The 24,021-nt window shown below is 63.3% G+C and carries 21 protein-coding genes and 1 pseudogene; 14 read left to right on the top strand and 8 right to left on the bottom strand.

Annotated features, from left to right (window positions below; translation table 11 throughout):
• Positions 1 to 213: 213 nt before the first annotated feature.
• The 4 genes from AC07XM_RS11065 (at position 214) to AC07XM_RS11050 (ending at position 5,890) form a co-directional block, all read left to right on the top strand.
• Positions 214 to 2,430, top strand: a complete 2,217-nt coding sequence (locus AC07XM_RS11065; RefSeq protein WP_102689071.1) for a TonB-dependent receptor — start codon at positions 214 to 216, stop codon at positions 2,428 to 2,430.
• A gap of 152 nt (positions 2,431 to 2,582) precedes the next feature.
• Complete coding sequence (locus AC07XM_RS11060; protein ID WP_060516399.1) at positions 2,583 to 3,917, top strand: LLM class flavin-dependent oxidoreductase; 1,335 nt, start codon at positions 2,583 to 2,585, stop codon at positions 3,915 to 3,917.
• Complete coding sequence (gene mgrA / locus AC07XM_RS11055; RefSeq protein WP_016486743.1) at positions 3,914 to 4,957, top strand: L-glyceraldehyde 3-phosphate reductase; 1,044 nt, start codon at positions 3,914 to 3,916, stop codon at positions 4,955 to 4,957. Before AC07XM_RS11060 ends, mgrA begins: the two co-directional genes overlap by 4 nt.
• 3 nt (positions 4,958 to 4,960) lie before the next feature.
• Entirely contained in the window at positions 4,961 to 5,890 is a 930-nt protein-coding gene (locus tag AC07XM_RS11050; protein ID WP_102689070.1) for an aliphatic sulfonate ABC transporter substrate-binding protein, read from the top strand.
• A 122-nt stretch (positions 5,891 to 6,012) separates the two neighbouring features.
• Here AC07XM_RS11050 and AC07XM_RS11045 read toward each other — a convergent pair whose 3' ends face one another.
• The gene (locus AC07XM_RS11045; protein ID WP_016486745.1) at positions 6,013 to 6,492 is read right to left on the bottom strand and encodes a GNAT family N-acetyltransferase; all 480 of its coding nucleotides are present in this window, start codon (positions 6,490 to 6,492) and stop codon (positions 6,013 to 6,015) included.
• 124 nt (positions 6,493 to 6,616) lie between these two features.
• Here AC07XM_RS11045 and AC07XM_RS11040 point away from each other — a divergent pair, with 124 nt between their 5' ends.
• The 4 genes from AC07XM_RS11040 to AC07XM_RS11025 all read left to right on the top strand — a co-directional run bounded on the left by AC07XM_RS11040 (position 6,617) and on the right by AC07XM_RS11025 (position 9,607).
• Positions 6,617 to 7,246 carry a LysE family translocator gene (locus AC07XM_RS11040; protein ID WP_172455927.1) on the top strand — a complete coding sequence of 210 codons (630 nt, stop codon included), beginning with the start codon at positions 6,617 to 6,619 and terminating at the stop codon, positions 7,244 to 7,246.
• Between the two features lie 21 nt (positions 7,247 to 7,267).
• Positions 7,268 to 8,140, top strand: a complete 873-nt coding sequence (locus AC07XM_RS11035; RefSeq protein WP_060516395.1) for an alpha/beta fold hydrolase — start codon at positions 7,268 to 7,270, stop codon at positions 8,138 to 8,140.
• A gap of 96 nt (positions 8,141 to 8,236) precedes the next feature.
• On the top strand, positions 8,237 to 9,124 hold the full coding sequence (locus AC07XM_RS11030) for a pirin family protein (RefSeq protein ID WP_060516393.1): 888 nt from the start codon (positions 8,237 to 8,239) through the stop codon (positions 9,122 to 9,124).
• 222 nt (positions 9,125 to 9,346) lie between these two features.
• Entirely contained in the window at positions 9,347 to 9,607 is a 261-nt protein-coding gene (locus AC07XM_RS11025) for a DUF1652 domain-containing protein (RefSeq protein ID WP_023047905.1), read from the top strand.
• A gap of 20 nt (positions 9,608 to 9,627) precedes the next feature.
• On the opposite strand, the pseudogene AC07XM_RS11020 reads toward AC07XM_RS11025, so the two are convergent.
• The 7 genes and pseudogenes from AC07XM_RS11020 to AC07XM_RS10990 all read right to left on the bottom strand — a co-directional run bounded on the left by AC07XM_RS11020 (position 9,628) and on the right by AC07XM_RS10990 (position 17,208).
• Positions 9,628 to 10,242: pseudogene (locus tag AC07XM_RS11020) on the bottom strand (Yip1 family protein).
• 86 nt (positions 10,243 to 10,328) lie between these two features.
• Positions 10,329 to 10,616: a hypothetical protein gene (locus tag AC07XM_RS11015; RefSeq protein ID WP_016486751.1), complete on the bottom strand. Its 288-nt coding sequence runs from the start codon at positions 10,614 to 10,616 to the stop codon at positions 10,329 to 10,331.
• A gap of 166 nt (positions 10,617 to 10,782) precedes the next feature.
• On the bottom strand, positions 10,783 to 11,430 hold the full coding sequence (gene alkB / locus AC07XM_RS11010; RefSeq protein ID WP_016486752.1) for a DNA oxidative demethylase AlkB: 648 nt from the start codon (positions 11,428 to 11,430) through the stop codon (positions 10,783 to 10,785).
• A gap of 234 nt (positions 11,431 to 11,664) precedes the next feature.
• Positions 11,665 to 13,110 carry a curlin gene (locus AC07XM_RS11005; protein WP_102689069.1) on the bottom strand — a complete coding sequence of 482 codons (1,446 nt, stop codon included), beginning with the start codon at positions 13,108 to 13,110 and terminating at the stop codon, positions 11,665 to 11,667.
• 16 nt (positions 13,111 to 13,126) lie between these two features.
• Complete coding sequence (locus AC07XM_RS11000; RefSeq protein ID WP_016486754.1) at positions 13,127 to 13,600, bottom strand: curlin; 474 nt, start codon at positions 13,598 to 13,600, stop codon at positions 13,127 to 13,129.
• A 15-nt stretch (positions 13,601 to 13,615) separates the two neighbouring features.
• Entirely contained in the window at positions 13,616 to 15,847 is a 2,232-nt protein-coding gene (locus AC07XM_RS10995; RefSeq protein ID WP_023047903.1) for an Ig-like domain-containing protein, read from the bottom strand.
• Positions 15,848 to 15,879: 32 nt separating this feature from the next.
• Complete coding sequence (locus AC07XM_RS10990; protein ID WP_102689068.1) at positions 15,880 to 17,208, bottom strand: hypothetical protein; 1,329 nt, start codon at positions 17,206 to 17,208, stop codon at positions 15,880 to 15,882.
• 267 nt (positions 17,209 to 17,475) lie between these two features.
• Between AC07XM_RS10990 and AC07XM_RS10985 the strand changes: the two genes are divergently transcribed.
• From AC07XM_RS10985 to AC07XM_RS10960, 6 genes are all read left to right on the top strand, one after another.
• Positions 17,476 to 18,387, top strand: a complete 912-nt coding sequence (locus AC07XM_RS10985; protein WP_016486757.1) for a LysR family transcriptional regulator — start codon at positions 17,476 to 17,478, stop codon at positions 18,385 to 18,387.
• A 98-nt stretch (positions 18,388 to 18,485) separates the two neighbouring features.
• Positions 18,486 to 19,415: a hydroxymethylglutaryl-CoA lyase gene (locus AC07XM_RS10980; RefSeq protein WP_102689067.1), complete on the top strand. Its 930-nt coding sequence runs from the start codon at positions 18,486 to 18,488 to the stop codon at positions 19,413 to 19,415.
• Between the two features lie 24 nt (positions 19,416 to 19,439).
• A complete protein-coding gene (locus AC07XM_RS10975; RefSeq protein ID WP_096426042.1) occupies positions 19,440 to 20,630 on the top strand; it encodes a CaiB/BaiF CoA transferase family protein in 1,191 nt (396 codons plus the stop codon).
• Positions 20,631 to 20,642: 12 nt separating this feature from the next.
• Positions 20,643 to 21,167: a gamma carbonic anhydrase family protein gene (locus AC07XM_RS10970; RefSeq protein ID WP_016486760.1), complete on the top strand. Its 525-nt coding sequence runs from the start codon at positions 20,643 to 20,645 to the stop codon at positions 21,165 to 21,167.
• A gap of 67 nt (positions 21,168 to 21,234) precedes the next feature.
• Positions 21,235 to 22,551, top strand: coding sequence for an MFS transporter (locus AC07XM_RS10965; protein WP_016486761.1), 1,317 nt, complete (start codon positions 21,235 to 21,237; stop codon positions 22,549 to 22,551).
• A gap of 43 nt (positions 22,552 to 22,594) precedes the next feature.
• Positions 22,595 to 23,875: an OprD family porin gene (locus tag AC07XM_RS10960; protein WP_095117106.1), complete on the top strand. Its 1,281-nt coding sequence runs from the start codon at positions 22,595 to 22,597 to the stop codon at positions 23,873 to 23,875.
• Positions 23,876 to 24,021 lie beyond the last annotated feature (146 nt).

The raw sequence follows: 24,021 nt of genomic DNA, 5'->3' as shown, positions 1-24,021 counted from the left end.
TGGGTTGGCAAATAGCTTTATTGCATATCAATCTGACTTTTAAGTATTTGACGTGCTAAGCAACGCCCTCTGATACTTGCCAATGTTAGCGCTAACAAGCGCAGCTGTTGGCAACCGCCTGCCACTCGCACGAGCGAGACCAGACAACCACAGCAACTTCGTGTCGGCCCCGTCAGATGGGGCCTGGTCTGGTTTCCCGAGGCAGTGAGCACCATGCACAAAAGCCGTACACCGTTCCCCGCTACGCAACGTCGGCCATTGGCCGCAGCCATCTTGCTGGCCGCTTTTGGCCAAGGTGCCCAAGCAGCCGAACCGGCCGAAGCGGGGGTTGCGCAGGCCGCTGCATTAGGCGCGGTCACCGTCACCGCCACGCGCCGCGAAGCCACGCTGCAGGAAGTGCCGGTGGCGGTGTCGGTTATCGATGGCGAACAGCTGGAGCGCGACAACCGCAACAACGTTGCCAGCATCGTCCAGCAGGTGCCTACCCTCAATTACCGCGCCGGCGCCTCGAACAAGGACACCTCGCTGTTCATCCGTGGCGTGGGTACCATTTCTACCTCGCCCGGCGTCGAGCCCACCGTGGCGACGGTGGTCGATGGCGTGGTGTTCGGCCGCCCGGGGCAGTCGACCCTCGACCTGCTCGACCTCGAACGCATCGAGGTATTGCGCGGGCCACAGGGCACCCTGTTTGGCAAGAACGCCTCGGCGGGTGTACTCAACGTGGTCAGTAAGGCCGTCCCCGAACAGACCCAGGGCTATGTGGACTATTCGCACTTTGGCGCTGGCGACGAGAACCGCCTGCGTTTTGGGATTGGCGGGCGTCTGAGCGAGCAGTTCAAGGGTTCGTTGAGCACCTTGTGGGGCGACTACGATGGCAATGTCGAGAACGTTGCCAATGGCCACGACGTCAATGGCTATGCACGCAAAGGCGCCCGCGGCAAGCTGGAGTTCGAGCCCAACGAAGACGTGCGCCTGACCCTGATCGCCGACTACATGAAGGGCGAGGACACATTGCCCAGCGGCGTCATCACCAGCGCCAGTGCCGCATTTGCCAGCCAGTTGCGCCCGGTGACGCCAAGTGCCCACAACCGCGACATCAACAGCGACTTCAAGACCCACGTCGAGGACGAGAACCAGGGGCTTTCGGCGCAACTGGACTGGCAGCTGGGCGACTACACCCTGACGTCGATCAGCGCCTGGCGGGGCTGGGACAACACCCAGTACCAGGACGGCGACCGGCGTGCCTTGCTGCCGATCACGGCGTCCCATGACAAGGGCACGGTGGATTATGACCAGTACAGCCAGGAGTTTCGCCTGACCTCGCCCAAAGGGCAGTTCAACGAATATGTGCTGGGCGCCTTCTACATGCATGGCACGTCCAACGAGACCTACCAGCGCCTGTCGGTCAATGGCGGCGTGGCCAACCGTGGCCGCGCCGACTATTCCACCACCAACGACAGTGTCGCGCTGTTCGGTGAAAACACCTTCAACTTCACCGATGACCTGCGTGCCATTTTCGGCCTGCGCTGGACTCACGACGACCTTGAGTACGATCATCGCCGCGTCTCCAGCTCGGCCAGCGCAGTGACCGGTATCCAGCCTTCGACCGCAAGCTCCGGCTCGGTTGACGAGGACGGCTGGAGCGGAAGGACCGGCCTGCAATATGATTTCAATGACAACCTGACCGGTTATGTCACGTACTCGCGCGGCTACAAAGGGCCGGCCTATAACGTGTTCTTCAACATGCAGCCGCGCGACACCGAGGCACTCAAGCCCGAAACGTCGGATGCGTACGAAATCGGCTTGAAAAGCACGGCGCTGGATAATCGCCTGACCGCCAACCTGGCCGTATTCCATACCGACTACGACAACTACCAGGCCAACTTCTTCGACACCGTGGCCAACCAGGTGGTAACCCGCCTGGTCAACGCCGGCAAGGTCAAGACCCAGGGTGTGGAGCTGGATGCCAGCTTCCAGGCCACCTCGCGGCTGAAGCTGTCGACAGCCGTGGCCTACACCAAGGCCCGTGTCGATCACTTCAATTGCCCGGCGGGTGCGGCGGCCAACTGCAACATCGATGGCGGTCGCCTGCCGTTCACGCCCGACTGGAAGACCTACCTGCGCGCCGATTACGTGATCCCGCTGGACAACGGCCTGGATGTGGAGCTGAGCAGCGATTACAGCTGGCAGGACGCCGTGCAGTTCAGCCTCGACCAGAACCCGGACACCGTGCAGGGCGCCTATGGCATCTGGAACGCCAGCATTGCCCTGGCCGATTACAACGACGGCTGGCGCGTAGCCCTGTTGGGCAAGAACCTGGGCGACAAACCGTATGCGCAGATGCTGGCCAGTGGCGGCGACTACATCTACCGCTCAGTACCGCGGGATGACGGGCGCTACTTCGGTGTGCAACTGCGCAAGGATTTCTGAGTGGCGGCCGGTGGCCTGTACCGGCCTCATCGCCGGCAAGCCAGCGCCCACAGGTACAGCGCAGCCTGAATGAATTGCGTGCTCCCTGTGGGAGCCGGCTTGCCGGCGATGGGCCGCAAAGCGGCCCCAATCGAGATTTCAAGGAGAACAACATGCCCCGCCAAATGAATCTGGGCGCCTTCCTCATGGCTACCGGTCACCACGTGGCCGCCTGGCGCCACCCGGACGTACCGGCCGACCCGCTGGATTTCGCCACCTACAAGCGCACCGCACAAATCGCCGAAGCCGCGTGCTTCGATGCCTTGTTCGTCGCCGACAGCGTCGCCGCGCCCAGCGACCCGGTGGCCAGCCACAGTGCCCGCTCGGTGTACTTCGAACCACTGACCCTGTTGTCGGCGCTGAGTGCAGTCACCGAACGCATCGGCCTGATCGCCACAGCCACCACCAGTTACAACGAGCCGTACCATGTGGCACGCAAGTTCGCCTCGCTGGATCACCTGTCCGCAGGCCGTGCCGGCTGGAACCTGGTCACCTCCGACGCTGCCGCCGAGGCCGGCAACTTTGGCCGCCAGACGCACATCCCACATGCCGAGCGTTACGCCCGCGCCCGCGAATTCCAGCAGGTGGTGCAAGGGCTTTGGGACAGCTGGGCCGATGATGCGTTCGTGCGCGACAAGGCCAGTGGCCTGTTCCACCACCCGCAGGCGGTGCGTACCCTTGACCATGTGGGCGAGCACTTTCGCGTCAAAGGCCCACTCAATGTGGCCCGCTCCCCACAGGGGCGACCTGTGCTGGTGCAGGCTGGCTCGTCCGAAACCGGCCGCGAGCTGGCTGCACAAAGCGCCGAGGTGGTGTTCACCGCCCAGCCGAGCCTGGCCCGGGCACAAGCTTTTTACGCCGACCTCAAGGGCCGCCTGGCGCGTCATGGGCGGGATGAGCAATCGCTGAAGATCATGCCCGGCGTGTTCGTGGTGGTGGGGCAAAGCCAGGCGCAGGCCGAGGACAAGTACGAACAGTTCCAGGCGCTGGTCGACCCGCGGGTCGGCGTTGGCCTGCTCGGGCGCATGCTCGGTAACTTCGACCTCTCCGGCTACCCGCTGGACAGCCCGCTGCCAGCGTTGCCGCCTACCGAGGATGGCCAGCGCAGCCGCCAGCAACTGCTGACCGAACTGGCCGGTAACGAACAGCTGACCCTGGCCCAGCTGGGCCGGCGCATCGCCGGTGGGCGAGGGCACTACAGCCTGGTCGGCACCCCGACGCAGATCGCCGATGAGCTGCAAGCCTGGTTCGAAGGCGGCGGCGCCGATGGCTTCAACGTGCTGGTGCCGCACCTGCCCCTGGGCCTGGAAGACTTCGCTGTGCAGGTGGTGCCCGAGTTGCAGCGGCGCGGCCTGTTCCGCCGTCAGTACCAGGGCCACACCCTGCGCGAGCACCTGGGCCTGCAGCGCCCAGCCAACCCTTACTTTGCCGAACGAGGCCAACCATGAGCTACACCGCCAACCCCGAGCGCTATGCGCGCATGCCTTACCGTCGTGTCGGTCGCAGCGGCCTGGTGCTGCCGGCCCTGTCCCTGGGCCTGTGGCACAACTTTGGCGATGCCACGCCCATCACCACCCAGCGCGCCTTGCTGCACACGGCGTTCGATGCCGGTATCAACCATTTCGACCTGGCCAACAACTACGGCCCGCCCTATGGCAGTGCCGAGACCAACTTCGGCCGGCTGCTGCGCGAGGACCTGCGCAGCTACCGTGACGAGCTGATCATTTCCAGCAAGGCCGGCTGGGACATGTGGCCGGGACCGTATGGGCAGGGCGGCAGCTCGCGCAAATACCTGATCGCCAGCCTGGACCAGAGCCTGGCGCGCCTGGGCCTGGATTACGTTGACATCTTCTATTCGCACCGCTTCGACGCCGATACCCCGCTGGAAGAAACGGCCATCGCACTGGCCGATATCGTGCGCCAGGGCAAGGCGCTGTACATCGGCATTTCGTCCTACTCGGCCGGAAAGACCGCTGAAATTGCGGCGTTGCTGCAAGCCCTGAAGGTACCGCTGCTGATCCACCAGCCGTCGTACAACCTGTTCAACCGCTGGATCGAACGGGACCTGCTCGACACCACCGATGCCTTGGGTGCCGGGGTGATTGTATTCACTGCCCTGGCCCAGGGCCTGCTCAGCGACAAATACCTCAATGGCATCCCGACCGACGCCCGGGTGAACCGTGCGGGTGGTGGCTCGCTGTTGCCCCAGCACTTGTCGCAAGCCAACATCGCCCGCGCACGCGCCCTGAACGACATTGCCCGCCAGCGTGGCCAGAGCCTGGCCCAACTGGCACTTGCCTGGACACTGCGCGACCCAAGGGTGAGCTCTGCGCTGATTGGTGCCAGCCGGCCCGAGCAGATCACCGAGAACGTGGCCGCGCTCGACAACCTGGCCTTCACGGCCGAAGAACTGGCCGCCATCGACCAGTACGCTGTGGAAGGCGGGATCAACTTGTGGGAAAAACCCTCGACCGACTGGAAGGAATGACCCATGCGCTTACTACGCTTTGCCATGCTGCTGATGCTGGCCTTGGCCGGCGCGGCCCAGGCCGCAGACCCGGCCACCTTGCGTATTGGCTATCAGAAGGGCTCGATCAGCCTGGTGCTGGCAAAGCAGCATCGGCTGCTGGAGCAACGCTTTGCCAACACCCGCGTGCAATGGATCGAGTTTCCCGCGGGCCCGCAGATGCTTGAAGCGTTGAACATCGGCAGCCTTGATATTGGCTCTACCGGTGATATTCCGCCGATCTTCGCCCAGGCCGCCGGCGCCGACCTGTTGTACCTGGGGGCCGAGCCGCCCAAGCCGCAGGCTGAAGTGATCCTGGTGCCGAAAGACAGCCCGATCAGGGCAGTAGGGGAGCTCAAGGGCAAGCGTATTGCCCTGCAGAAGGGTTCCAGCGCCCACAACCTGCTATTGCGTGCCTTGGCCAAGGCCGGGCTGAGCATTGGTGATGTTCAGCCAGTGTGGCTGGCGCCTGCCGATGCCCGGGCGGCATTCGAGCGGGGCAGCGTGGATGCCTGGGCAATCTGGGACCCGTTCTACTCCGCCATCGACCTGGAGGGTAAGGCGCGTCTGCTGGCCGACGGCCAAGGGTTGGGGCTGATTGGGCCGTTCATGCTGGGTTCACGCACCTATGTCGAAGCCAATGGCGCCTTTGTCGGGCAATTGCTGGACGAAATCAGCCGGGCCGAGGCACTTACCCGCAGCGACGAGGCTGGGAGCATCCACGTGCTGGCACAGTTCATGGGTTTGCCAGAAGCGGTGGTGCAGCGCAGTTTCAGCCACCGGCCGGCGTCACCCGTGCTGCCGGTGAGTGATGAGATCGTGGCGGCGCAGCAGCGTACGGCACAGTTGTTCTTCGACAACAAGGTACTGCCCAAGCGGGTCGACATTGCCGGGGCAGTGTGGCGGCGGCAGTAACTTTACCTGTCCGGGCCCTATCGCCGGCAAGCCAGCTCCCACAGGATTAGCAGTGCCCTAAAGGGTTATACAGTACCTGTGGGAGCTGGCTTGCCGGCGATAGGGCCGCATCAGCAAGCGTGTCACCCGCGGGCGAATGCCGCCAGCTTCTCGCCATCCAGCCGGTAGCGGACCCACTCATCCTGCGCCTCGGCCCCCAGCTTCTGATAGAAGCCGATCGCCGGCTCGTTCCAGTCCAGCACGCTCCATTCCAGGCGCCCGCAATTGTTCGCCACCGCCTCGCGGGCAATATGTCGCAGCAGTTGCCGGCCAGCACCGTCGCCACGCTGTTCAGGCGTGACATACAGGTCTTCCAGATAAATACCGTTGCGCCCGAGCCAGGTCGAGTAGCTGTAGAAGTACACCGCAAAACCGACTGCCCGGCCATCGCGTTCGCACATCAGACTACGCACTGTGCTGCCCTCGTCGAACAGGCTGTGCTCGATGTCGGCCAGGGTGGCGACCACCTCGTGGCGGGCACGTTCATACTCGGCCAGCTCGGTAATGAAGGCCAGGATCTGCTCGGCATCGGTGCGAACGGCTGGGCGAATGGTGAGGCTCATGGTGACGGCTTCCTTGATCCGGGTTAGCGGTACAGTGATGTGTATCTGAATAATTTAATATAACTGTATCGGTCGCTAGAGAGGGCGACTCCGTTAGTGTGACAGCACCTATAACGAAAGTGGAATGCCCGCCATGCTTGCCTCTGCCGACCTGTTGATCGCTTTCGTGCTGTTTGCCTTTGTATCGTCCATCACTCCCGGCCCCAACAACACCATGTTACTGGCCTCGGGGGTGAACTTCGGCGTGCGTCGTTCGGTCCCTCATGCCCTGGGTATCAGCGTCGGTTTCATGGTCATGGTGCTGGCCGTGGGCTTGGGCCTGGGTGAAGTGTTCAAGGCCTGGCCGCCGCTGTACACGGCGCTGCGCTATACCGGCGCCGCCTACCTGCTGTATCTGGCCTGGAAAATAGCCACTTCCGGGCCAGTCGGCACGGCCTCCTCGAGCGCCCGCAAGCCGCTGGGGTTCTGGGGCGCAGCGGCGTTCCAGTGGGTCAACCCCAAGGCCTGGGTCATGGCGGTGGGTGCGATTACCACCTACACACCGGCGCAAGGCTATGTGACCAACGTGATTGTCATCGCCGCCTTGTTTGCCTTGGTCAACCTGCCTAGCGTCGGTGTGTGGGTAATGTTCGGCAGCGCCCTGCGCAACGTATTGCAGAACCCGCGCTGGCTGATGCTGTTCAATGTCCTGATGGCCTTGTTGCTGGTGATTTCACTCTACCCGCTGCTGTTTGTAGAATCGGCGTTTTCTTAGCCCCGCGAGTGAAGCAAGCCGATGCAGTTGATACCCTGGTCCCACGAATGCGCCGAAGGTTTCACCCTGCGTGGCTGGCGAACACCTGTCAGTGGCAAGCCGTTGCTGCATTTTTTGCACGGCAATGGCTTCTGTTGCCTGGCCTACCAACCGTTGCTGATGCGTCTGGGCGAACATTTCGACCTGTGGCTTTGCGACGTTCAGGGGCATGGCGACAGTGACCATGGTGGGGTGTTTCGGGGGTGGAACCGTACTGCCGAGCTGGCAGTGGAAGCCTTTCAGGCCGGGCGTGGCGAGTACGGCGATGTGCCGCGGTTTGCCGTGGGGCACAGCTTTGGCGGCGTGCTTACGGGCCTGATCCTGGCCGCTGAACCTGAGCTGTTCGAGCGTGCGGTGTTGCTAGACCCCGTGTTGTTCAGTCGTCGCATGCTGGGTGTGATGGGCGCGGCAGCACTGGTTGGCCTGCACCAGCGTCATGCATTGGCACGCAAGGCCGCCAGCCGCCGCAGCCACTGGCCTGATCGCGAGGCAGCGCTAGCCTTGCTGCAAGGGCGGGGCATCTTCAAGGGCTGGACCGATGCAGCGCTGCAGGCTTATGTCGAACACGCCATCGGCGATTGTGGCGATGCAGTGGTGCTCAAGTGCCGGCCCAGCCGGGAAGTGGAAATCTTCAGTTCATTCCCCAAACGCATGTGGGCGCGCCTTGCAGCGATCAGCACGCCGACACGGATTCTATATGGCGAACAGACGTATCCCTTCGTGCCACATTCGGTGAACCGCCTGGCCACGCTCAACCGGCATGTAACCGCCCGGCAAGTTGCCGGTGGGCACTGTTTCATGCAGGAAGACCCGGCCATGGCGGCCGAGCAGGTACTCGCTTTCTTGCCGGGCTGACTGTTCCATAGGTAGAACGATGTATGCCGAATAATCCGTCTACCGCCTGATTCGTATCATTGATAAGGTTATCCCAGCCAAGAGAGGAGCCTTCTCATGAAAAACATTCTGGGTATCCACCGCAGCCCACACGCCCATTGGGTAGGTGATGGTTTTCCCGTGCGCAGCCTGTTCACTTACGACAACCTGGCCAGCCGGATCAGCCCGTTCCTGCTGCTGGACTACGCTGGCCCCCATGACTTCACCCCGACCACGGCGCGGCGCGGCGTTGGCCAGCACCCGCACCGCGGCTTCGAGACAGTGACCATCGTCTATCAGGGCGAGCTGGAACACCGTGACTCCACGGGTGCTGGCGGCCTGATCGGGCCAGGTGATGTGCAGTGGATGACCGCCGCCAATGGCATCATCCATGAGGAGTTCCATTCCCCGGGCTTTGCCCGCAGTGGCGGTACCCTGGAAATGGTCCAGTTGTGGGTCAACCTGCCCGCGCGTGACAAACGTGCAGCGGCCGGCTACCAGACGCTGTTGGCCAGCGACATCCCGGTGGTAGCGCTGGAGGGCGACGCCGGTAGCTTGCGGGTGATTGCCGGCGACTACAAGGGGCACCCAGGGCCGGCGCGGACCTTTACCGCGATGGATGTGTGGGACCTGCGGCTCAATGCCGGCACGGCCTTGCAGCTGCCGGTTGCTGTCGGTCGCAACGCGGCGCTGGTGGTGTTACGCGGTAACGTGCGCATCAATGGCGAGCGCGACGCTGGCCCGTCCAGCCTGGTACTGCTGGACCGGGACGGGGAGGATGTCACCGTGCAGGCTCTGGAGGGCACCAGTGTGCTGGTGCTCAGCGGCGAGCCGATTGACGAGCCGATCGTCGGTTACGGTCCATTCGTGATGAACAGCCAGGCGGAGATTGCCGAGTCGTTCGACGATTTCCATGCCGGGCGGTTTGGGCAGATGCAGGATGAACGGGAAGGGGCCGGCCATTGAACCGTGGCTGGTGATACCGGCACCGCTCGTCGTTAAGTCAGGCTTTGCATTCGAACCCTCGGCCCGCGAGCGCAATCTTCCACTAAGGTGCTAAGGGATTCCCCGCATCATCATTGCCCCGGCGCATGGACGCCTGCCAGGGCATGGGCAATATCAATTGGCGCCCCGCCCGATAAAGGCGTACTCACTCACAACAGGCCATCGCACAGAGAGGGTCGTACCATGTCGTTGATTGGAGTTTCGATGCTGGAGATGCGGCAGATGATCGAGCAGGCATGCCTGCCCGACCGCTGTGAAGTCAGCTGCCCGGACGGCGCCAACCTGACCATCCGCCTGGGTCAGGGCCAGAGTCTCGAAAAGAGCGTGACCCTCAGTGGGGTTCCGTTGCACAACCTTAACAGTTGCCGTGACCTGGTCCACCTCGTGGGGCAGTTGCATGCGCTGCGCAACAGCCACCCGGCGCCACTCAGGTCGCATGCTTGAGTGCACCTGGTTTGCCCCGGTCAGCCCAGGTTGGCCGGGCGCACGTATTCTGGCATCAGGCCGTTGAACCAGAACAGAACCATCGCCACGAGCAGGGTTACCAAAACCAGAAGCCCCACGCCCCACACGCATGTCGCGAACAGCATTGCCTGTTCCTTTTTAAGCCGCAGGAATGTCTGCAAACCGCCATACAGCAAGACGCTTGCATAGGCAGAAGCGGCCATTAGCGCGACGAAGGCCAACTAGCGAATCGGCAGCAGCCCGACTACCCCGGCGAAGAACCACGGCGTGGCGCAGTAGGCGGCAAAACCGATGCACTGGCTCAGGCTTGGATGTGCGTCGAACCCTCGTGACATCCAGCGGATCATCACCCCCATCAGCATCACGCCCACAACGGTGGTGGCATACAGCAGCCCCGCCAGTTGCGCGGCGCTACCCATGCCAAGGCGTACCCGCTCCTCGGCCGCCAGGCTCCAGCCGAAGGTGGTCGTGCCAATGAACAGGCACACGGCGGGTATCAGTGCCAAGGCCAGCAGCCGCGGCAGGTATTGCTGTGGGTGGTCTTCTTCGGCCCGACGAATATCCAGCCAGGCGTCGGCGGGGTGGGTGAAGAGCTTGAGCAATGGACTGTTCATGGCATTCTCCGGCGGGCAGAGGCCCTTTTGCTATGGAGAGACGCCGCGGTCGGCCGGTTCAGCTGGTTTAGCTGCCGTTGATCGGCTTACTGTAGCTCGAGCAGCAGGTTGAGGCCGCCATCGCCGCACTTGCCTTTGTCGCGAACCACCCCATGATAACTGCGCCCATCCCAGACGAAGGCCACACTGTGGGCACGGTCGACCTTGTCAGGCAGCGGCGGGCAGATATGCAGACGCAGCCCCGCTCGACCTTGAAGGTTGAGATCGGCCAGCTGGCACTGGCATTCCACGCTCTGCGCCACTGGGCCGAAAAGGGTGTCGCGTACGTAATCGAGCTGCAGCGAGGCGTTGGGGGCACGGCCAGGCATCTTCATCGGTAAGTGGCTCCGTGGCAACGGTTTGAGGGGCTAAGTGGATTCGACATGGCAGGCTCCAGGCAAGGAAGGCGGCTTGATATTTGAAGCTTGCCTGGCCTGGATGTTCAACATGTTTCATGTGAATTCATCTTGTTTTGCGCCGGGTGGTAGAAGCGGGGCCTGTTCAGGGCCCCGCCTTGCGCAATGTCAGGTTGATCCGCCGCTCGCCCATGCGCGGATGCACGCCGGGTTTGATGGGCAGCACGCCGTGAAAGCGCAAGCGGTCCTCGCCGCCCCAGACCAGCACATCGCCGTGGCTCAGGGGGATGCGACGGGGCTTGTCGGCGCGCTGCAGGCCGCCGAACAGGAACACTGCCGGTAGGCCCAGCGACACAGACACGATCGGCTGCCCGAAGTCCCGTTCGTCGCGGTCCTGGTGCAGGCTCAAGCGTGTGCCTGGCAGGTAATGGTTGACCAGGCAGGCATCCGGCACGAAGCCCTCGAAGCCGGCCAGCGCCGCAGCGCGGGCGGCGAGCGCGAGCAGAACCGGGGGCAGTGCAGGCCACGGCTTGCCACTGAGCGGATCGTTGGGGCTATAGCGGTAACCCTGTTCGTCACTCACCCAACCCAGCGTGCCGCAGTTGGTCAGGCCTACAGCCATGCGTAGGCCACCGGGCGTGTGCATGTGCCGGAAGGGCGCTGCACGCAGCACCGGGCGCAGCGCATCGAGCAGCGGCTCGGTTTCGGCCAGGGCAAAGCCGGGCAAAAGCACGGTATGGCTGGCCAGGCGTTGTGGCTGGGGGCCGAACAGGTCTAGGTCGGACTGGATCATGGCACCGCACAGGTTCGAGGGAGTGGATATTGTATCCCTGCAATTGCAATCCCCGCAGGAGCATCCTTGTGCGGCGAAGAGGCCGGTATGCCTCCCAACGATGTGCCAGTCCTGCAGGCCCTTTCGCAGCACAAGGCTGATCCTACAGGGAATGCATATACCGGGCAGAGGGTGTGAGCGAAAAAGGAACCGCGGCACCAGGGAGAGGAGCACCGCGGTTCAAGGGGGAGCGGGTTACTTTTGGGTCACGGTGGCCAGGTTTGCACTGCCCAGCTGAGTGATGGTGGCGGTTTGGGCGATACCACTCTGGTCGACGAACGCCTTGTTGCCCTGGCCTCCCTGGGTCACGTAGGCGACGTTGATGCTGTCAGTCTGTTTGATGGTGGCTTCGTTGCCGCTGCCGTACAGCTGGTTGGTGTAGCTCTGGTTGCTGTAGCCGGATTGGTCCAGGGTAATGGTGTTGCCGGTGCCCTGGCTGTTGCCGTAGGCATAGTTGTCGGTACCGCGCTGGTCGGCGATCAGGATGTTGTCGGTGCCGTTCTGCTCGAAATACAGCTCATTGTTGACGTCGTCCTGCTTGGTCTGCATCTGGTTGCCTTTGCCCGTCTGGGTCAGCGTGGCCACCTGGTCAGCGCCTTTTTGGGTCAGGTTGACGCCGTTGCCGTTGCCGGTCTGGTTGATGGTGGCACTTTGGTTGGTGCCGAACTGGCCACCCATCTTGGCGCCTTTCCAGTTGCTGGCGGTGATGCTGTTGCCATTGCCTTTGGTGTTGATGGTCAGGTTGAGGTTTTCACCATTCTGGTAGGTGAAATGCAGGTTGTTGTTGCCGGTCTGGGTGATGGTGGCGGTCGCGTTATTGGTTTCGAACTGGTCCGACCAACTGGCGTTGGCATTGCCTTGCTGCGTCAGGCTGACCTTGTTGCCGGTGCCGAAGCTCTGGTCGATATAGCCCTCGTTCGTCTGCCCGGTCTGGACCACGGAAGCCTGGCTACCGACCTGGGTGTCCTGCCACACTTCCACCGAGTTGCCGCCACCGTACTGGCCAATGCCAATGGTGCCACCGGTGCCCTCACGCTGGTCGCCGTAGGCCCAGTTGTCGTGGCCATCCTGGTAGACCTGGATGTCGCCATCGACATGGTTCAGGTGCTCGGCGGCTGCATAGTTGTCCTGGCCGGTCTGGTGGACGGTACTGCGGTTGTTGCTGCCACCGAAGGTCTGCTCAAGGAAGGCCTCGTTGCGCTGGCCGGATTGCCAGCTGGCGGCTTTGCTGCCTTCCTGGGTGTCCTGCCACACGGTGGATTTGTTACCGACGCCTTGCTGGGTTTGCAGCGATTCGTTGTTCATCCCTACCGACTGGCTAGCGAAGGCATCGTTGTAGCTGCCCCCGGCAGTTTGGGTAATCTGGCTGCCGTTCTCGAACAGTTGCTCGGCGTAGCCGGCGTTGTACTGGCCGGTGGCGCTCTGCTGGATATCGCTGGTGCTCTCGGTTTGCACCGCCAGGTGGTTGTGACCTTTACCGGTCTGGTTCTGCGTGGCCGAAGCGAAGGATGCCTGGGTCTGGCTGACCTCGGCGATGTTGTCCTTGCCGTCCTGAGTCTGCGATGAGGTGCTGTCAGCAGCCATGGCCTGACCTGCGAGGGCCAGGACGATAGCGGCACTTAAAGGGGCGAGCTTGTACATGGTGGTGCCTCCAGGTCTATCGGTATTGTGTGATCTGCACATGTTGGCCATTGCCGGTCTGGCTCACGGAGCTGCTGAGGCCCGAACCGGACTGCACGATGCTGGCGCTGTTGTCGTTGCCGATCTGCTCGATGGCTGCGCTGTTGCTGCTGCCGCTCTGTCGGATCGACGCACTGTTGCCCTTTCCCTGTTGGCTGATGGTTGCCATCAGGTCACTGCCTTCCTGCAAGATGTACGCTTCCTGCGCACCGCCGGCCTGGACGATGCGGCCCAGCAGGGCCTGACCGTTCTGGTCGAGGGCGGCGCGGTTGCCTGACCCTTGCTGCTCGATCACTGCAGCCTGACCGGCGCCGACCGGTAGCAGGCGGATGATCACCGGTTCACCGAGGTCATTGCCGGGTGCAAGGTCGGCGTTGTCCATCAGGTCATCGGCCCAGCTGGCCTGGCCCGCCAGGGCCAGGCTGAACAGCAGTGGATACAGGCGCTTCATGGCGTTTCCCCGCCTTTACTGCACAACCACGTTGACGGTGCGGGTGGTACCCGGGCTGGTGGTGATGGTTGCCGTCGGCGCGGCGGTCGGGATGATCGTGGTGCTGTTGCTCACTGCCAGTCGCCAGCGGCCGGTCACGGGTACCGTGGTGGTACCCAGCGTTTGCACGCCGGTGGTGGTGGTGACCCGGACGGTGACAACGTTGCCCGTGGTTACCGATGAGGTACCGCTGATGTCCCAGTTGTACCGGTTGTTGGAGCGCGCCGTGACGGTGGCTGCCGTGACTGCGAAGGTTTCGGCGGCAGGCCGTGGCGACACGTTGACGGTGACCGTACCCGGGGTGGATAGCGCCCCCAGCGAGTCACGTGCCTGGTAGGTGAAGGTGGCGGTGAAGGCTGCAGTGACCGTGGCCGGTGGGGTGTAGGTCACGGTGGTGCCGTCGGTGCTGACCGTGCCCCGGCCGGCAGCCGGTTGGGTGACGGCAGCAACGGCCAGCGGCACGTTGCCCTCTGGATCGGTGTCGTTGGCCAGCACGTTGATGGTCAATGGCACGCCCAGGGTGGCGACGGTTTCCGGGTTGGCGGTCGGTGCCCGGTTAGGCGCAACGTTGATCGTGACCGTGGCCGGTTCCGACTTCAGGCCTTTGGAATCCACCGCCCGGTAGCTGAAGGTGGCCACCAGCGGTTGCGTAGCCCCGGCTGGCGGGGTGTAGGTAACCGAGGTGGTACCGTTGAGCACGACGCCGCCAAGGCCGGTACCGGGTTGGGTGAGGTCACTGATGGTCAGTGGCACGTTGCCGTCCGGATCGCTGTCGTTCAGCAGCAGGTTGAGGGTAAGCGGGATACCGACACTGGTGCTTCCGATGTCAGCCTGGGCCAGCGGTGGCTGGTTGGCCGCCTCCACGGGGGCGTTGCCGACCACGAGCACCGGTTCTACGTCAGCACCACCATGGGCAGATTTGACTGTCACGGTGGCTGGCGGTTGCGCCACGTCGTTGATCGTGATGCTTTGCAGCGTGCCCGATTTCGACAGGCGGCCGTAACCCTGGGCGAGCATGTCGGGGATCGCTACCTCATCACTGGACCTGGCCTCGATCAGCAGGCGCTTGTTGGCCCAGTCATATCGCGCGGTACTGACCTTGACCACGTCGGTCAGCTTGCTCGACAACGCGGTCGGCTGGGTGCCGCCGGCACTGTTGCTGGCCGTGACCACTACCACCGCAGGCGGTGCAGTCTGGCCAAGCTGTTGGTGGAAGAACAGGCCGTTGTTGTCTGCCGTCAGGGTGAACTGGCAGGGCGATGGCGGCGTGCCGACCAGTGCCAGGCCATTGCGCATGCACAGGCTGGCCTCTTTCGGCGCTTTGGCGAACACTTCCACACGGGTACCGCTGCCATTGCGTGAGTAGGTGGCGCGCTCCAGGGTGACCGGGGTTTGCGCGCGTGGGTCCAGCACCTTGCCCGAGACCGTGAACAGCGCGGTCTCGATGCGACCGGGGGGGCCGTCGATGCGGATGAAGTTGGTGTTGAACGGGCTGCCGGCCACGGCTTCCGGCCGGTTAGGGTCGCCGATGAAGGTTTCGGTGGCGCCAGTGTCCGGATTGACTTCGGTGTAAGGCCCGCCCACCCCGCGCAGCCATGGCCCGAGAGCGCCATTGAGCGCCCCTGTGAAGTTGCCCGGTGCCCCAATGCCGATGTCGCGGGTGATGTTGATCGCTCGACGACCGGGCGTGGTGACGTTCACGGTCTCGACACCGTAGGGGTGTGTGATGGTGTATACACCGGCACGGGGTACCGAGACACGGATACGGATACGGGCGAAGCTCTGCTGGTCGCCGTCTACCGGGTTCTCGGCAGCAAAGGCTGCTTCCAGGCCGGCAACGTAGGCATCCAGTTCGTAGCCGCTGTTACCAACGGCAGGGATGGTGGCTTCGGCCAGGAACCAGAACATTTCTGGCGGCCAGTTGTCGGGGAACACCAGCGGCAATGCATCGTCGTAGATGCCGGGCTCTGGTAGCAGGGTGCACATGTAGGACGGTGCGGCCGGTGTGCCGGGCACCCGGGTACTGGTCGCGCGTGACTGGCACAGTTCCAGGGACTGGTTGAGGCTGTCCTTGTACCACATCGGGTAGCCGCCAGTGGCGAAGGTGTAGGGCCCCGGGTCGACATCAGACAACGCGGCAAAGGCGGCGCTGGTAACGGTGAGGGAAAAACCGGCGGCGAACAGCGCACGGCGCGACCAAGTGTTCATGCGGCCTCCTTGAAGGCTGAGCCTTTGTCTGTTCATGGCACCAGCACCACGTCTTCGGTGTCGCGACCCCCATTGGCACTGGTGACTTGCACCTTGGCCGGTGGGATGGGCGACAGGGTCATGCTCAACGTCTTCACGGCGCCGGTGCCGCCCAGGTTGCCGATCAACGTGCCGTTGCCGGTTTGTGCGGTGAGCACGGGCGGGGTGGTTTCGTCGCTGGTGCTGGCCACCAGGGTCAGCTCGCCGGTGGACAGGCGGTACTGGGCCTGAGTGATGGTGACCAGGTCGGTCAGCGGCATGTTGGTGGTGGTCAGGCTGCTGGTGGGGATCGACACGCTGTTGTCGGCGGTCAGTGTCACGAGGGTGCCGGCCGCCGGGTTCAGGGCCGACTGGGCGTACCAGGCGCCAGTGCCGTTGGCCTCGGTGAGGTTCAGGTTGGGCGTTTGGCTGGTCAGGGTGACGCTGGCTGGCGGCGGCGGGGCCATCACGAAGATGTCTTGCTGGGCGCGCAAGTCGCCGTTTTCGGTGTGCCGGGAGTAGGTGCTGCGCTGTGGCATCAGTGGGGTTGGCAGGGCCACTTCTGAAAGCTTGCCCGAAATGGCGAACAGTTCAGTGCGCAGGTCGATGCCGCCAGGGCCTTCGATGCGCACGAAGTTGGTGTTGAACGGGCTGCCGGTTACCCGTTCCTCAAGGTTCGGGTCACCGATGAAGCGTTCATTGCCTTCGGTGTAGGGGCCGTTGACACTGCGCAGGAAAGGCCCGACGTCGCCTTTCAGCGCGCCGGTGAAGTCGCCTGCGCCGGCGATGCCGATGTCGCGGGTCATGTTGATCGCCCGGCGGCCGGCGGCAGGCACATCGAACACTTCCACGCCGTAGGGGTGGGTGACCACGTAGGTGCCGGCGGTGGGTACATCGACCCGGATTCGCACCCGGGCGAAGCTGACCTGGTCACCCTCAACCGGTTCTTCGGCGGCAAATGCCGCTTCGATCGCCGTGCCGTAGCTGAGGTCGATGCCACGGGCGGCGTCGACGATGGCAGCGTCGGCGGTGAACCAGAATGCTTCGTCAGGGAAGTTGGTGGGGAAGGCGATGGGTTGGGTATCGTCGAACACGCCGGGTGTGGGCAGCAGCGTGCACATGTACGACGGTGCGCCGGGCGCGCCGGCAACCCTGGAGCTGACCGCCTTGGTCAGGCACAGGTCGAGGGTACGACCGTGGCTGTCCTGGTACCAGGCGGGGAAGCCGCCGTTGGCGGGAACGTATGCGCCTGGATCGACAGCATTCAAGGCAGCCTGCGCCGGGAGCTGGAGCATGCCGGCGAAAATCGCCACTGCCAGCGGGTGGGGTATCGGTCGGTGCATGAGTCAATTCCTCCTGCAAACGGGCCCATGGACTTGGGGCGTCTGGGAGGAGATCGGCAAGAGCTGTGCCAATACTTGAATTTTGCGGTGCGGGTCTTGTGGAGCAAGGGGGCGAGCCTTTTCGTGACGTATTCTGGAGGCGGCTGGTAATGGGCTGCGTTGCCCCAAGGTTGGGGATTGGGGCAAGTGATTCAAACCCAGTTTTCGCAGCAAATGTGGTTTTTGCTACATTGCACCGGCGGTCCCTTTCCCCTGCCGAGTCAAGCGATGCAACCCCTCGACCACCTTTCCCTGAGCCTGTTCATCGTCGTCTGCGAAGAAGGCACCATCGCCCGCGCTGGCGAGCGTGCATTCATGGCGCCCTCCGCCGTCAGCAAACGTATTTCTGACATCGAGGTACGCTTTGGCACTACCTTGCTCAAACGCAGCAAGCGCGGCGTTGAGCCTACCCCGGCGGGGCTGGCGCTGCTGCGCCATGCGCGGGAAATGACCCGCGCCATGGAGCGCCTGGACAGCGAGCTGAGCGAGTACGCCGACGGCGCGCGCGGCCATGTGCGGGTGCTGGCCAATGTATCGTCGATCATGGAGTTCCTGCCCGAGGAACTGTCGGCGTTCATGCTGCAAAACCCACTGATCCAGGCCGATATCGAAGAGCGCTTCAGCACCGATGTCGTTCGTGGCGTGGCCGAGGGCAATGCAGACCTCGGCATCTGCCGCAAATCCATGGCGGCGGGTGACCTGGAGTTCGTACCGTACCGGCAGGATCACCTGGCCGTGATCGTTGCTGCTGATCACCCGTTGGCCGGCCGCAGCCAGATTGCCTTCGAGGAAACCCTGAGTTACGACCACCTGGGTCTTTCGGCCTTCGCTACCTTGAACGCCTTCATGCGTAAAAGCGCCGCACAGGCGGGCAAAGAGTTGTGCTTTCGTTCGTATGTATCGTCGTTCGACGCGGCCTACCGGCTGGTGCAGTTCGGCCTTGGCCTGGCGGTGTTCCCGCAAGAAGCCGTGGCCCGCTATGCTGCGTTGTTCGACCTGCGGGTCATTCCGCTGACTGACGACTGGGCGCTTGGCGAATTCGTCATTTGCATGCGCGCCCGTCACACGCTCTCGCTGTCGGCACGGCGCCTGCTTGACCACCTGCTGCTGCGGGCACCGCCCTGGCAGGTGGCGGGCTGATCCATCGTGGCTGACGATGGATCAGCCCGTGAAACACGTCTTTTCTGCTCGTCATCCAGCTCTTAGTCTGGCGCAACGCTTCAGCCAGAGAGACCGAGATGACAACAATAACAATCAACGAAGTCGGCCTGCGCGATGGCCTGCAGAGCCTGCAGACGACCATGCCAACGGCCGCCAAACGCCGCTGGGTCGACGCCGCGTACGCCGCCGGCGTGCGCCACATGGAGGTCGCTTCCTTCGTACCGGCACGCTTGCTGCCGCAAATGGCCGATGCCCGCGAAGTGGTGGCCCACGCCCTCACATACCCTGACCTGCAGGTGACGGTGTTGGCCCCGAACCTGCGCGGCGCCAGGGACGCACTTGAGTCAGGCGCCCATCGCATCGTCGCGCCGGTATCGGTCAGCATGGCGCACAGCCTGGCCAACGTGCGCCGCACGCCCATGCAAATGGTCGAAGAACTGGGGCGCATGTGCCAGCTGCGTACTGAAATGGCCCTGCATGATGTGCAGATCATTGCCGGCATGTCGGTTGCCTTTGGCTGCACGCGTCAGGGCGATGTCCCGCTGGCCGACCTGTGTGCACTGACTCACCATGTGATCGAAGCCGGTTGCGACCTTGTCTCGCTGGGTGACACCACTGGCTACGCCAACCCGGGCCAGGTGGGGGTGGTGCTTCAGGCCGTGCGGGCGATTGCCGGTGCGCGCCTCAAGGCCGCGCATTTTCATGACACCCGTGGCCTGGCCCTGGCCAACAGCCTCGTCGCGGTGCAGCAGGGCATCCGCGAGCTTGACGCCTCCCTGGCAGGTTTGGGGGGCTGCCCGTTCGCCCCTGGTGCTTCCGGCAATACCGTCACCGAAGACCTGGTGTTCATGCTGCAGAGCATGGGCTACGACACCGGGATCAATTTGCCTGCACTGATCGAGTCGCGCCATGTGCTGAGCGAGGCGCTGCCGGGCGAGCCCCTTTACGGCTGCATCGCCCGCGCCGGGCTACCGCTGAACTTTGCTGACGCCACCGACCCCGCCTGACCCGCCTGAACGAGGAATACCACGATGTCCAGACTTCCCTTGGACGGCATCCGCGTCGTCGAAATTTCGCATATGGTCATGGGCCCGACCTGCGGCATGATCCTCGGTGACCTTGGCGCCGAAGTGATCAAGATCGAACCCGTGCGCGGCGACGGCACGCGCCGTCTGCTGGGCGCGGGGGCGGGTTTCTTTCGCACCTTCAACCGCAACAAGCAATGCATCGCCGTGAATGTCGAAACCCCCGAGGGCCGCGAGGCCGTCCTGCAACTCATCGATACGGCCGACGTGTTCATCGAAAACTTCAAACCCGGTCGCATGCACACGCTGGGCCTGGACTACCCCGCGCTGCGCCAGCGCAACCCACGGCTGATCTACGCCTCGCACAAAGGCTTTCTCAGCGGGCCCTATGACAACCGCCTGGCGCTGGACGAGGTGGTGCAGATGATGGCCGGCCTGGCCTACATGACAGGGCCAGTGGGCCGCCCATTGCGCGCGGGCAGCTCGGTGAACGACATCATGGGCGGCATGTTCGGCGCCATTGGCGTGCTGGCGGCCCTCAACGAGCGCCACACCACCGGCAGCGGCCGAGAGGTGCAAAGTGCCCTCTACGAGAACTGCGTGCTGCTGGCAGCCCAGCACATGCAGCAGTACGTGGTCACCGGCGAGGCAGCAGCGCCGATGCCCAATCGCATCAGTGCCTGGGCCATCTATGACGTGTTCACCTTCGCCGGTGGCGAGCAGATGTTCGTTGCCGCCACCGGTGAAGGGCAATGGCACGCGCTGTGCCAGGTGCTGGGGCAGACCACCTTGCTTGATGACCCGACACTGGCCAGTAACAACGACCGTGTGTTGCAACGGCCACGGCTGCTGGCGCACCTGGCCGAGGTGTTCGCGTCACTCGACGCCGGGCAATTGGCCCTGCAACTGGAGGCCAACGGCATACCCTTTGCGCCCATCCGCCGCCCGGAAGAATTATTCGACGACCCGCACCTGCAACAGAGCGGCGGTATGGCAGAGCTGCAACTTGAAGACGGCAGCCACACACCGATGCCGTTGCTACCGCTGTCGCTGGACGGCCAGCGCCTGCAGCCACGCCGGGCGATAGCGCGGATTGGCGAGCACACCCGCCAGGTGATGCGCGAACTGGGTTACAGCGATGAGCACATTGCCGAGCTGTGCGCGGCCGGCGTGCTAAAAATCGACGACGCAGCTTGAGGAGGGTTTGAGATGGCGATTTACCAATACGACACCCTGGCGCCCAACCTGCACCCGGAAACTTTTGTTGCCGAGGACGCCACCGTGATCGGCGACGTAACCCTCGAGCAAGGGGTCAGCGTATGGCCGCAGGCCGTACTGCGGGGCGACAACGAACCGATCCGTATCGGCCAGCGCAGCAACGTGCAGGAAGGTGCGGTGCTGCATGCCGACCCCGGCTTTGCGTTGACGGTGGGGCAGGGCGTGACCATCGGCCATCAGGCGATGTTGCATGGCTGCACCATTGGCGATGGTGCCCTGATCGGCATCCAGGCGGTGGTGCTCAATGGCGCGGTCATCGGCAACAACTGCCTGGTCGGTGCCGGTGCCATTGTCACCGAGGGCAAGGTATTCCCCGATAACTCGCTGATCCTGGGTGCACCTGCCAAGGTGGTGCGCGAGCTGTCGGCCGAGGCCATCGCCAGCATGCAGCGCAACGCCGCCGAGTACGTCGAAAAAGGCCAGAGCTTCAAGGAGAAACTGATCCGCATCCGCTGAAAAACCTGCTGGCGGCGCCCCTCGATGCGTCGCTGCTCTCCAATAATTACAAGAATGGAGATCCACCATGGTTGCCATGACCGGCGAACTGGCGCGCGAGCGCAACGACAGTCACATCAATGAACTGCTGCTGTACCGCCGTGTGGCCTGGCGCATCATGCCGCTGGCCATCATCTGCTTCCTGTTCTCGTACTTCGACCGCATCAACATCAGTTTCGCCAAGGCCCAGATGCAGCAAGAGCTGGGCCTCAGCGATGCCGCCTATGGCCTGGCCGCTAGCATGTTCTTCGTCGGCTATGTGCTGTTCGAAGTGCCCAGCAGTCTTGGCCTTAAGCGCTACGGGGCACCGGCGTGGATCTGCCGGATCATGGTGTCGTGGGGCCTTGCAACGGCGGCGCTGGTGTTTGCCTATACCCAGTACACTTTGTATTTCCTGCGCTTTCTGATCGGCGTGATGGAGGCCGGTTTCGGCCCGGCGATCCTGTTCTACCTGGCATGCTGGTTCCCCCGCAAGCACCTGGCGAAGATGAATGGCCTGTGGTTTTTGGCGGTGCCGCTGGCCGGTGCGGTGGGCGGCCCGGCGGCGGGCTTTTTGCTGGGGACCATGGACGGCGTGCTGGGGCTCGCGGGATGGCACTGGTTGTTCCTGATGTCCGGGCTGCCGTGTGTGCTGCTGGGCCTGCTGGTGCTGTGGAAGCTGGACCGTGACATCGAGGCAGCGAAATGGCTGAGCCGCGAGGAGAAGGACCTGCTGGCGGAGAACCTGGCCCAGGACAAACGTGCCGCAAAACCCATCCTCGGCTCGATCTGGCGAGTATTGCTGACCCGCGAAGTGGCGATCATGGCGTTCATCTATTACGTGATCAAAACTGCGTCCTATGGCCTTAACTTCTGGATGCCGCACCTGATCAAGTCGTCAGGTGTGCAGGACATGCTGTGGGTCGGTGTGCTGTCGGCATTGCCTTACGCGGTGGCCTGCATGGGCATGGTGTTGCTGACCCGTCGCTCTGACCGTACCGGCGAGCGCAAGCGCTACCTGGTGTACTGCCTGCTGGCGGCAGCTATCGGTTACTTGCTGGCGTGCCTGTACGCCGACTCGTCGCTGGCGATGATGGCCGCGCTGGTGCTGGCCACCGCGGGTACCTTCATTGCCATCCCGATCTTCTGGACCATCCCCCAATCGACCTTCTCGGGCTTGGCAATTGCCACCGGCACTGCTGCAATCAACTCGGTCGGGCAGCTAAGTGGCATCGTCGCACCGGTGATGGTGGGCAAGATCAATGATCTCACCGGTAGCAACTCCATGGGCATGTTGTCCATCGCCCCGCTGATCCTGATCGCTTGCCTGGTGGTGATGCGCTACGTGCGCAACCCCCGAACCTGATTGGCGCTGAGTCTTCGAACAACAACAAGAATAAGGCACACCCATGATCATTACTTCCCGGCGAGTATCGCTGATGCTCGGGGCGCTTTGCTGCGCCTGTCAAAACGCGCAGGCCGGCTTCATCGATGGCGCCAGCGGTAGCCTGGAACTGCGTAATTTTTATTTCGACCGCGACTTTCACGGTGACAGCGCCGCGCAATCGCGACGCGGTGAATGGGCCCAGGGGTTCATGCTGCGCTTGCAGTCTGGCTACACCGACGGCCAGGTCGGCTTTGGCCTGGACGCAGCCGGCATGCTGGGCCTCAAGCTGGACTCTACCCCCGACCGTAGTGGTTCCGGCCTGTTGCCGCGGGGTAGCGACAAACGCGCCGCGGACGACTACACAAAGGCCGTGGCTACCTTCAAGGCCAGGCTGGCGCAGAGTGAGTTGAAAGTGGGTGGCCTGAGCCCACAACTGCCGTTGCTGGCGTCCAACAACAGCCGCTTGTTCCCCCAGTGGTTCAACGGTGCGCAACTGGTGAGCAAGGACTTGAACCGGTTTACGCTCACCTTGCTGCAGGTGGATGCCACCAAACTGCGTGACTCCACCGACTACGAGGACCTGACCGCCATGGCGCAGCAAGGGGCCTATTCGTCGACGGTCACCAGTGATCGTCTGCGCTACGCCGGTGTCGATTACCAGCCGCTGGACAACCTGACCCTGAGCGTTCACACCAGCGCGCTCGAAGACCTGTTCCGGCGGGATTTTGCCGGGTTCAAGTTCAAGACCCGTCTCGGGTCGGGGGATGTGTTCACCGAGTGGCGCTGGTTCAATGCACAGGAGCAGGGCCGGGCGTTGCTGGGCGAAGTCGACAACCAGACCCTCAGTACCAACTTCGGGTACAGCGTGCAGGGCCATACATTCAGCGGGGGGTATCAGAAAGTGCGTGGCGATACGGCATACGCCTACGTGGGTGGCACCGATACTTACCTGTTCAGCGAACAGCAGGTCAGCACCTTTGCCCTGGCCAACGAACGGGCGTGGATGCTGCGCTATGACTACAACTTTGCTGCAGTGGGCATCCCTGGGCTCACGTTCAACGTGCGTTATGTGAAGGGCGACCAGGTCGACCCGCAGCGCATTGCCAGCGTCAAGGGCAGGGCGCTGGCGGCTGGCGACGGAGAAGGGCGGGAGTGGGAGCGGACCACGGACGTCACCTACGTGGTGCAATCGGGGGCGCTCCGGAATGTGTCGCTGCGTTGGCGCAATGCGAGCATGCGCTCGAATTTTGCCGATGCAGCGGATGAGAACCGGGTGATTGTGGGGTACACGTTCGAGTTCTGACGCAATCACTCTGTGGGGTTGGCCGGTTTCTCTCCCGCTTTGGACTTGCGTGGTTTACGTGGCTTTTTCTCAGGCCGTTTGCCGGGTTTGAGCTGCCAGCGGTAGGCATTGGCGAGCAGGCGCTCCTGGATTGCGGGTGGGTAGTC

This window comes from Pseudomonas sp. GW460-LB5 (assembly GCF_059423245.1).
Note: the sequence above shows the minus strand (reverse complement) of the source record. Positions and strands in the feature narration are given on the sequence as shown.

Excerpts from the sequence above, each read along its gene's own strand:
- AC07XM_RS11065 (WP_102689071.1), top strand. The coding sequence starts at position 214 with ATGCACAAAAGCCGTACACCGTTCCCCGCTACGCAACGTCGGCCATTG.
- AC07XM_RS11060 (WP_060516399.1), top strand. The coding sequence starts at position 2,583 with ATGCCCCGCCAAATGAATCTGGGCGCCTTCCTCATGGCTACCGGTCAC.
- mgrA (WP_016486743.1), top strand. The coding sequence starts at position 3,914 with ATGAGCTACACCGCCAACCCCGAGCGCTATGCGCGCATGCCTTACCGT.
- AC07XM_RS11050 (WP_102689070.1), top strand. The coding sequence starts at position 4,961 with ATGCGCTTACTACGCTTTGCCATGCTGCTGATGCTGGCCTTGGCCGGC.
- AC07XM_RS11045 (WP_016486745.1), bottom strand. The coding sequence starts at position 6,492 with ATGAGCCTCACCATTCGCCCAGCCGTTCGCACCGATGCCGAGCAGATC.
- AC07XM_RS11040 (WP_172455927.1), top strand. The coding sequence starts at position 6,617 with ATGCCCGCCATGCTTGCCTCTGCCGACCTGTTGATCGCTTTCGTGCTG.
- AC07XM_RS11035 (WP_060516395.1), top strand. The coding sequence starts at position 7,268 with ATGCAGTTGATACCCTGGTCCCACGAATGCGCCGAAGGTTTCACCCTG.
- AC07XM_RS11030 (WP_060516393.1), top strand. The coding sequence starts at position 8,237 with ATGAAAAACATTCTGGGTATCCACCGCAGCCCACACGCCCATTGGGTA.
- AC07XM_RS11025 (WP_023047905.1), top strand. The coding sequence starts at position 9,347 with ATGTCGTTGATTGGAGTTTCGATGCTGGAGATGCGGCAGATGATCGAG.
- AC07XM_RS11015 (WP_016486751.1), bottom strand. The coding sequence starts at position 10,616 with ATGAAGATGCCTGGCCGTGCCCCCAACGCCTCGCTGCAGCTCGATTAC.
- alkB (WP_016486752.1), bottom strand. The coding sequence starts at position 11,430 with ATGATCCAGTCCGACCTAGACCTGTTCGGCCCCCAGCCACAACGCCTG.
- AC07XM_RS11005 (WP_102689069.1), bottom strand. The coding sequence starts at position 13,110 with ATGTACAAGCTCGCCCCTTTAAGTGCCGCTATCGTCCTGGCCCTCGCA.
- AC07XM_RS11000 (WP_016486754.1), bottom strand. The coding sequence starts at position 13,600 with ATGAAGCGCCTGTATCCACTGCTGTTCAGCCTGGCCCTGGCGGGCCAG.
- AC07XM_RS10995 (WP_023047903.1), bottom strand. The coding sequence starts at position 15,847 with ATGAACACTTGGTCGCGCCGTGCGCTGTTCGCCGCCGGTTTTTCCCTC.
- AC07XM_RS10990 (WP_102689068.1), bottom strand. The coding sequence starts at position 17,208 with ATGCACCGACCGATACCCCACCCGCTGGCAGTGGCGATTTTCGCCGGC.
- AC07XM_RS10985 (WP_016486757.1), top strand. The coding sequence starts at position 17,476 with ATGCAACCCCTCGACCACCTTTCCCTGAGCCTGTTCATCGTCGTCTGC.
- AC07XM_RS10980 (WP_102689067.1), top strand. The coding sequence starts at position 18,486 with ATGACAACAATAACAATCAACGAAGTCGGCCTGCGCGATGGCCTGCAG.
- AC07XM_RS10975 (WP_096426042.1), top strand. The coding sequence starts at position 19,440 with ATGTCCAGACTTCCCTTGGACGGCATCCGCGTCGTCGAAATTTCGCAT.
- AC07XM_RS10970 (WP_016486760.1), top strand. The coding sequence starts at position 20,643 with ATGGCGATTTACCAATACGACACCCTGGCGCCCAACCTGCACCCGGAA.
- AC07XM_RS10965 (WP_016486761.1), top strand. The coding sequence starts at position 21,235 with ATGGTTGCCATGACCGGCGAACTGGCGCGCGAGCGCAACGACAGTCAC.
- AC07XM_RS10960 (WP_095117106.1), top strand. The coding sequence starts at position 22,595 with ATGATCATTACTTCCCGGCGAGTATCGCTGATGCTCGGGGCGCTTTGC.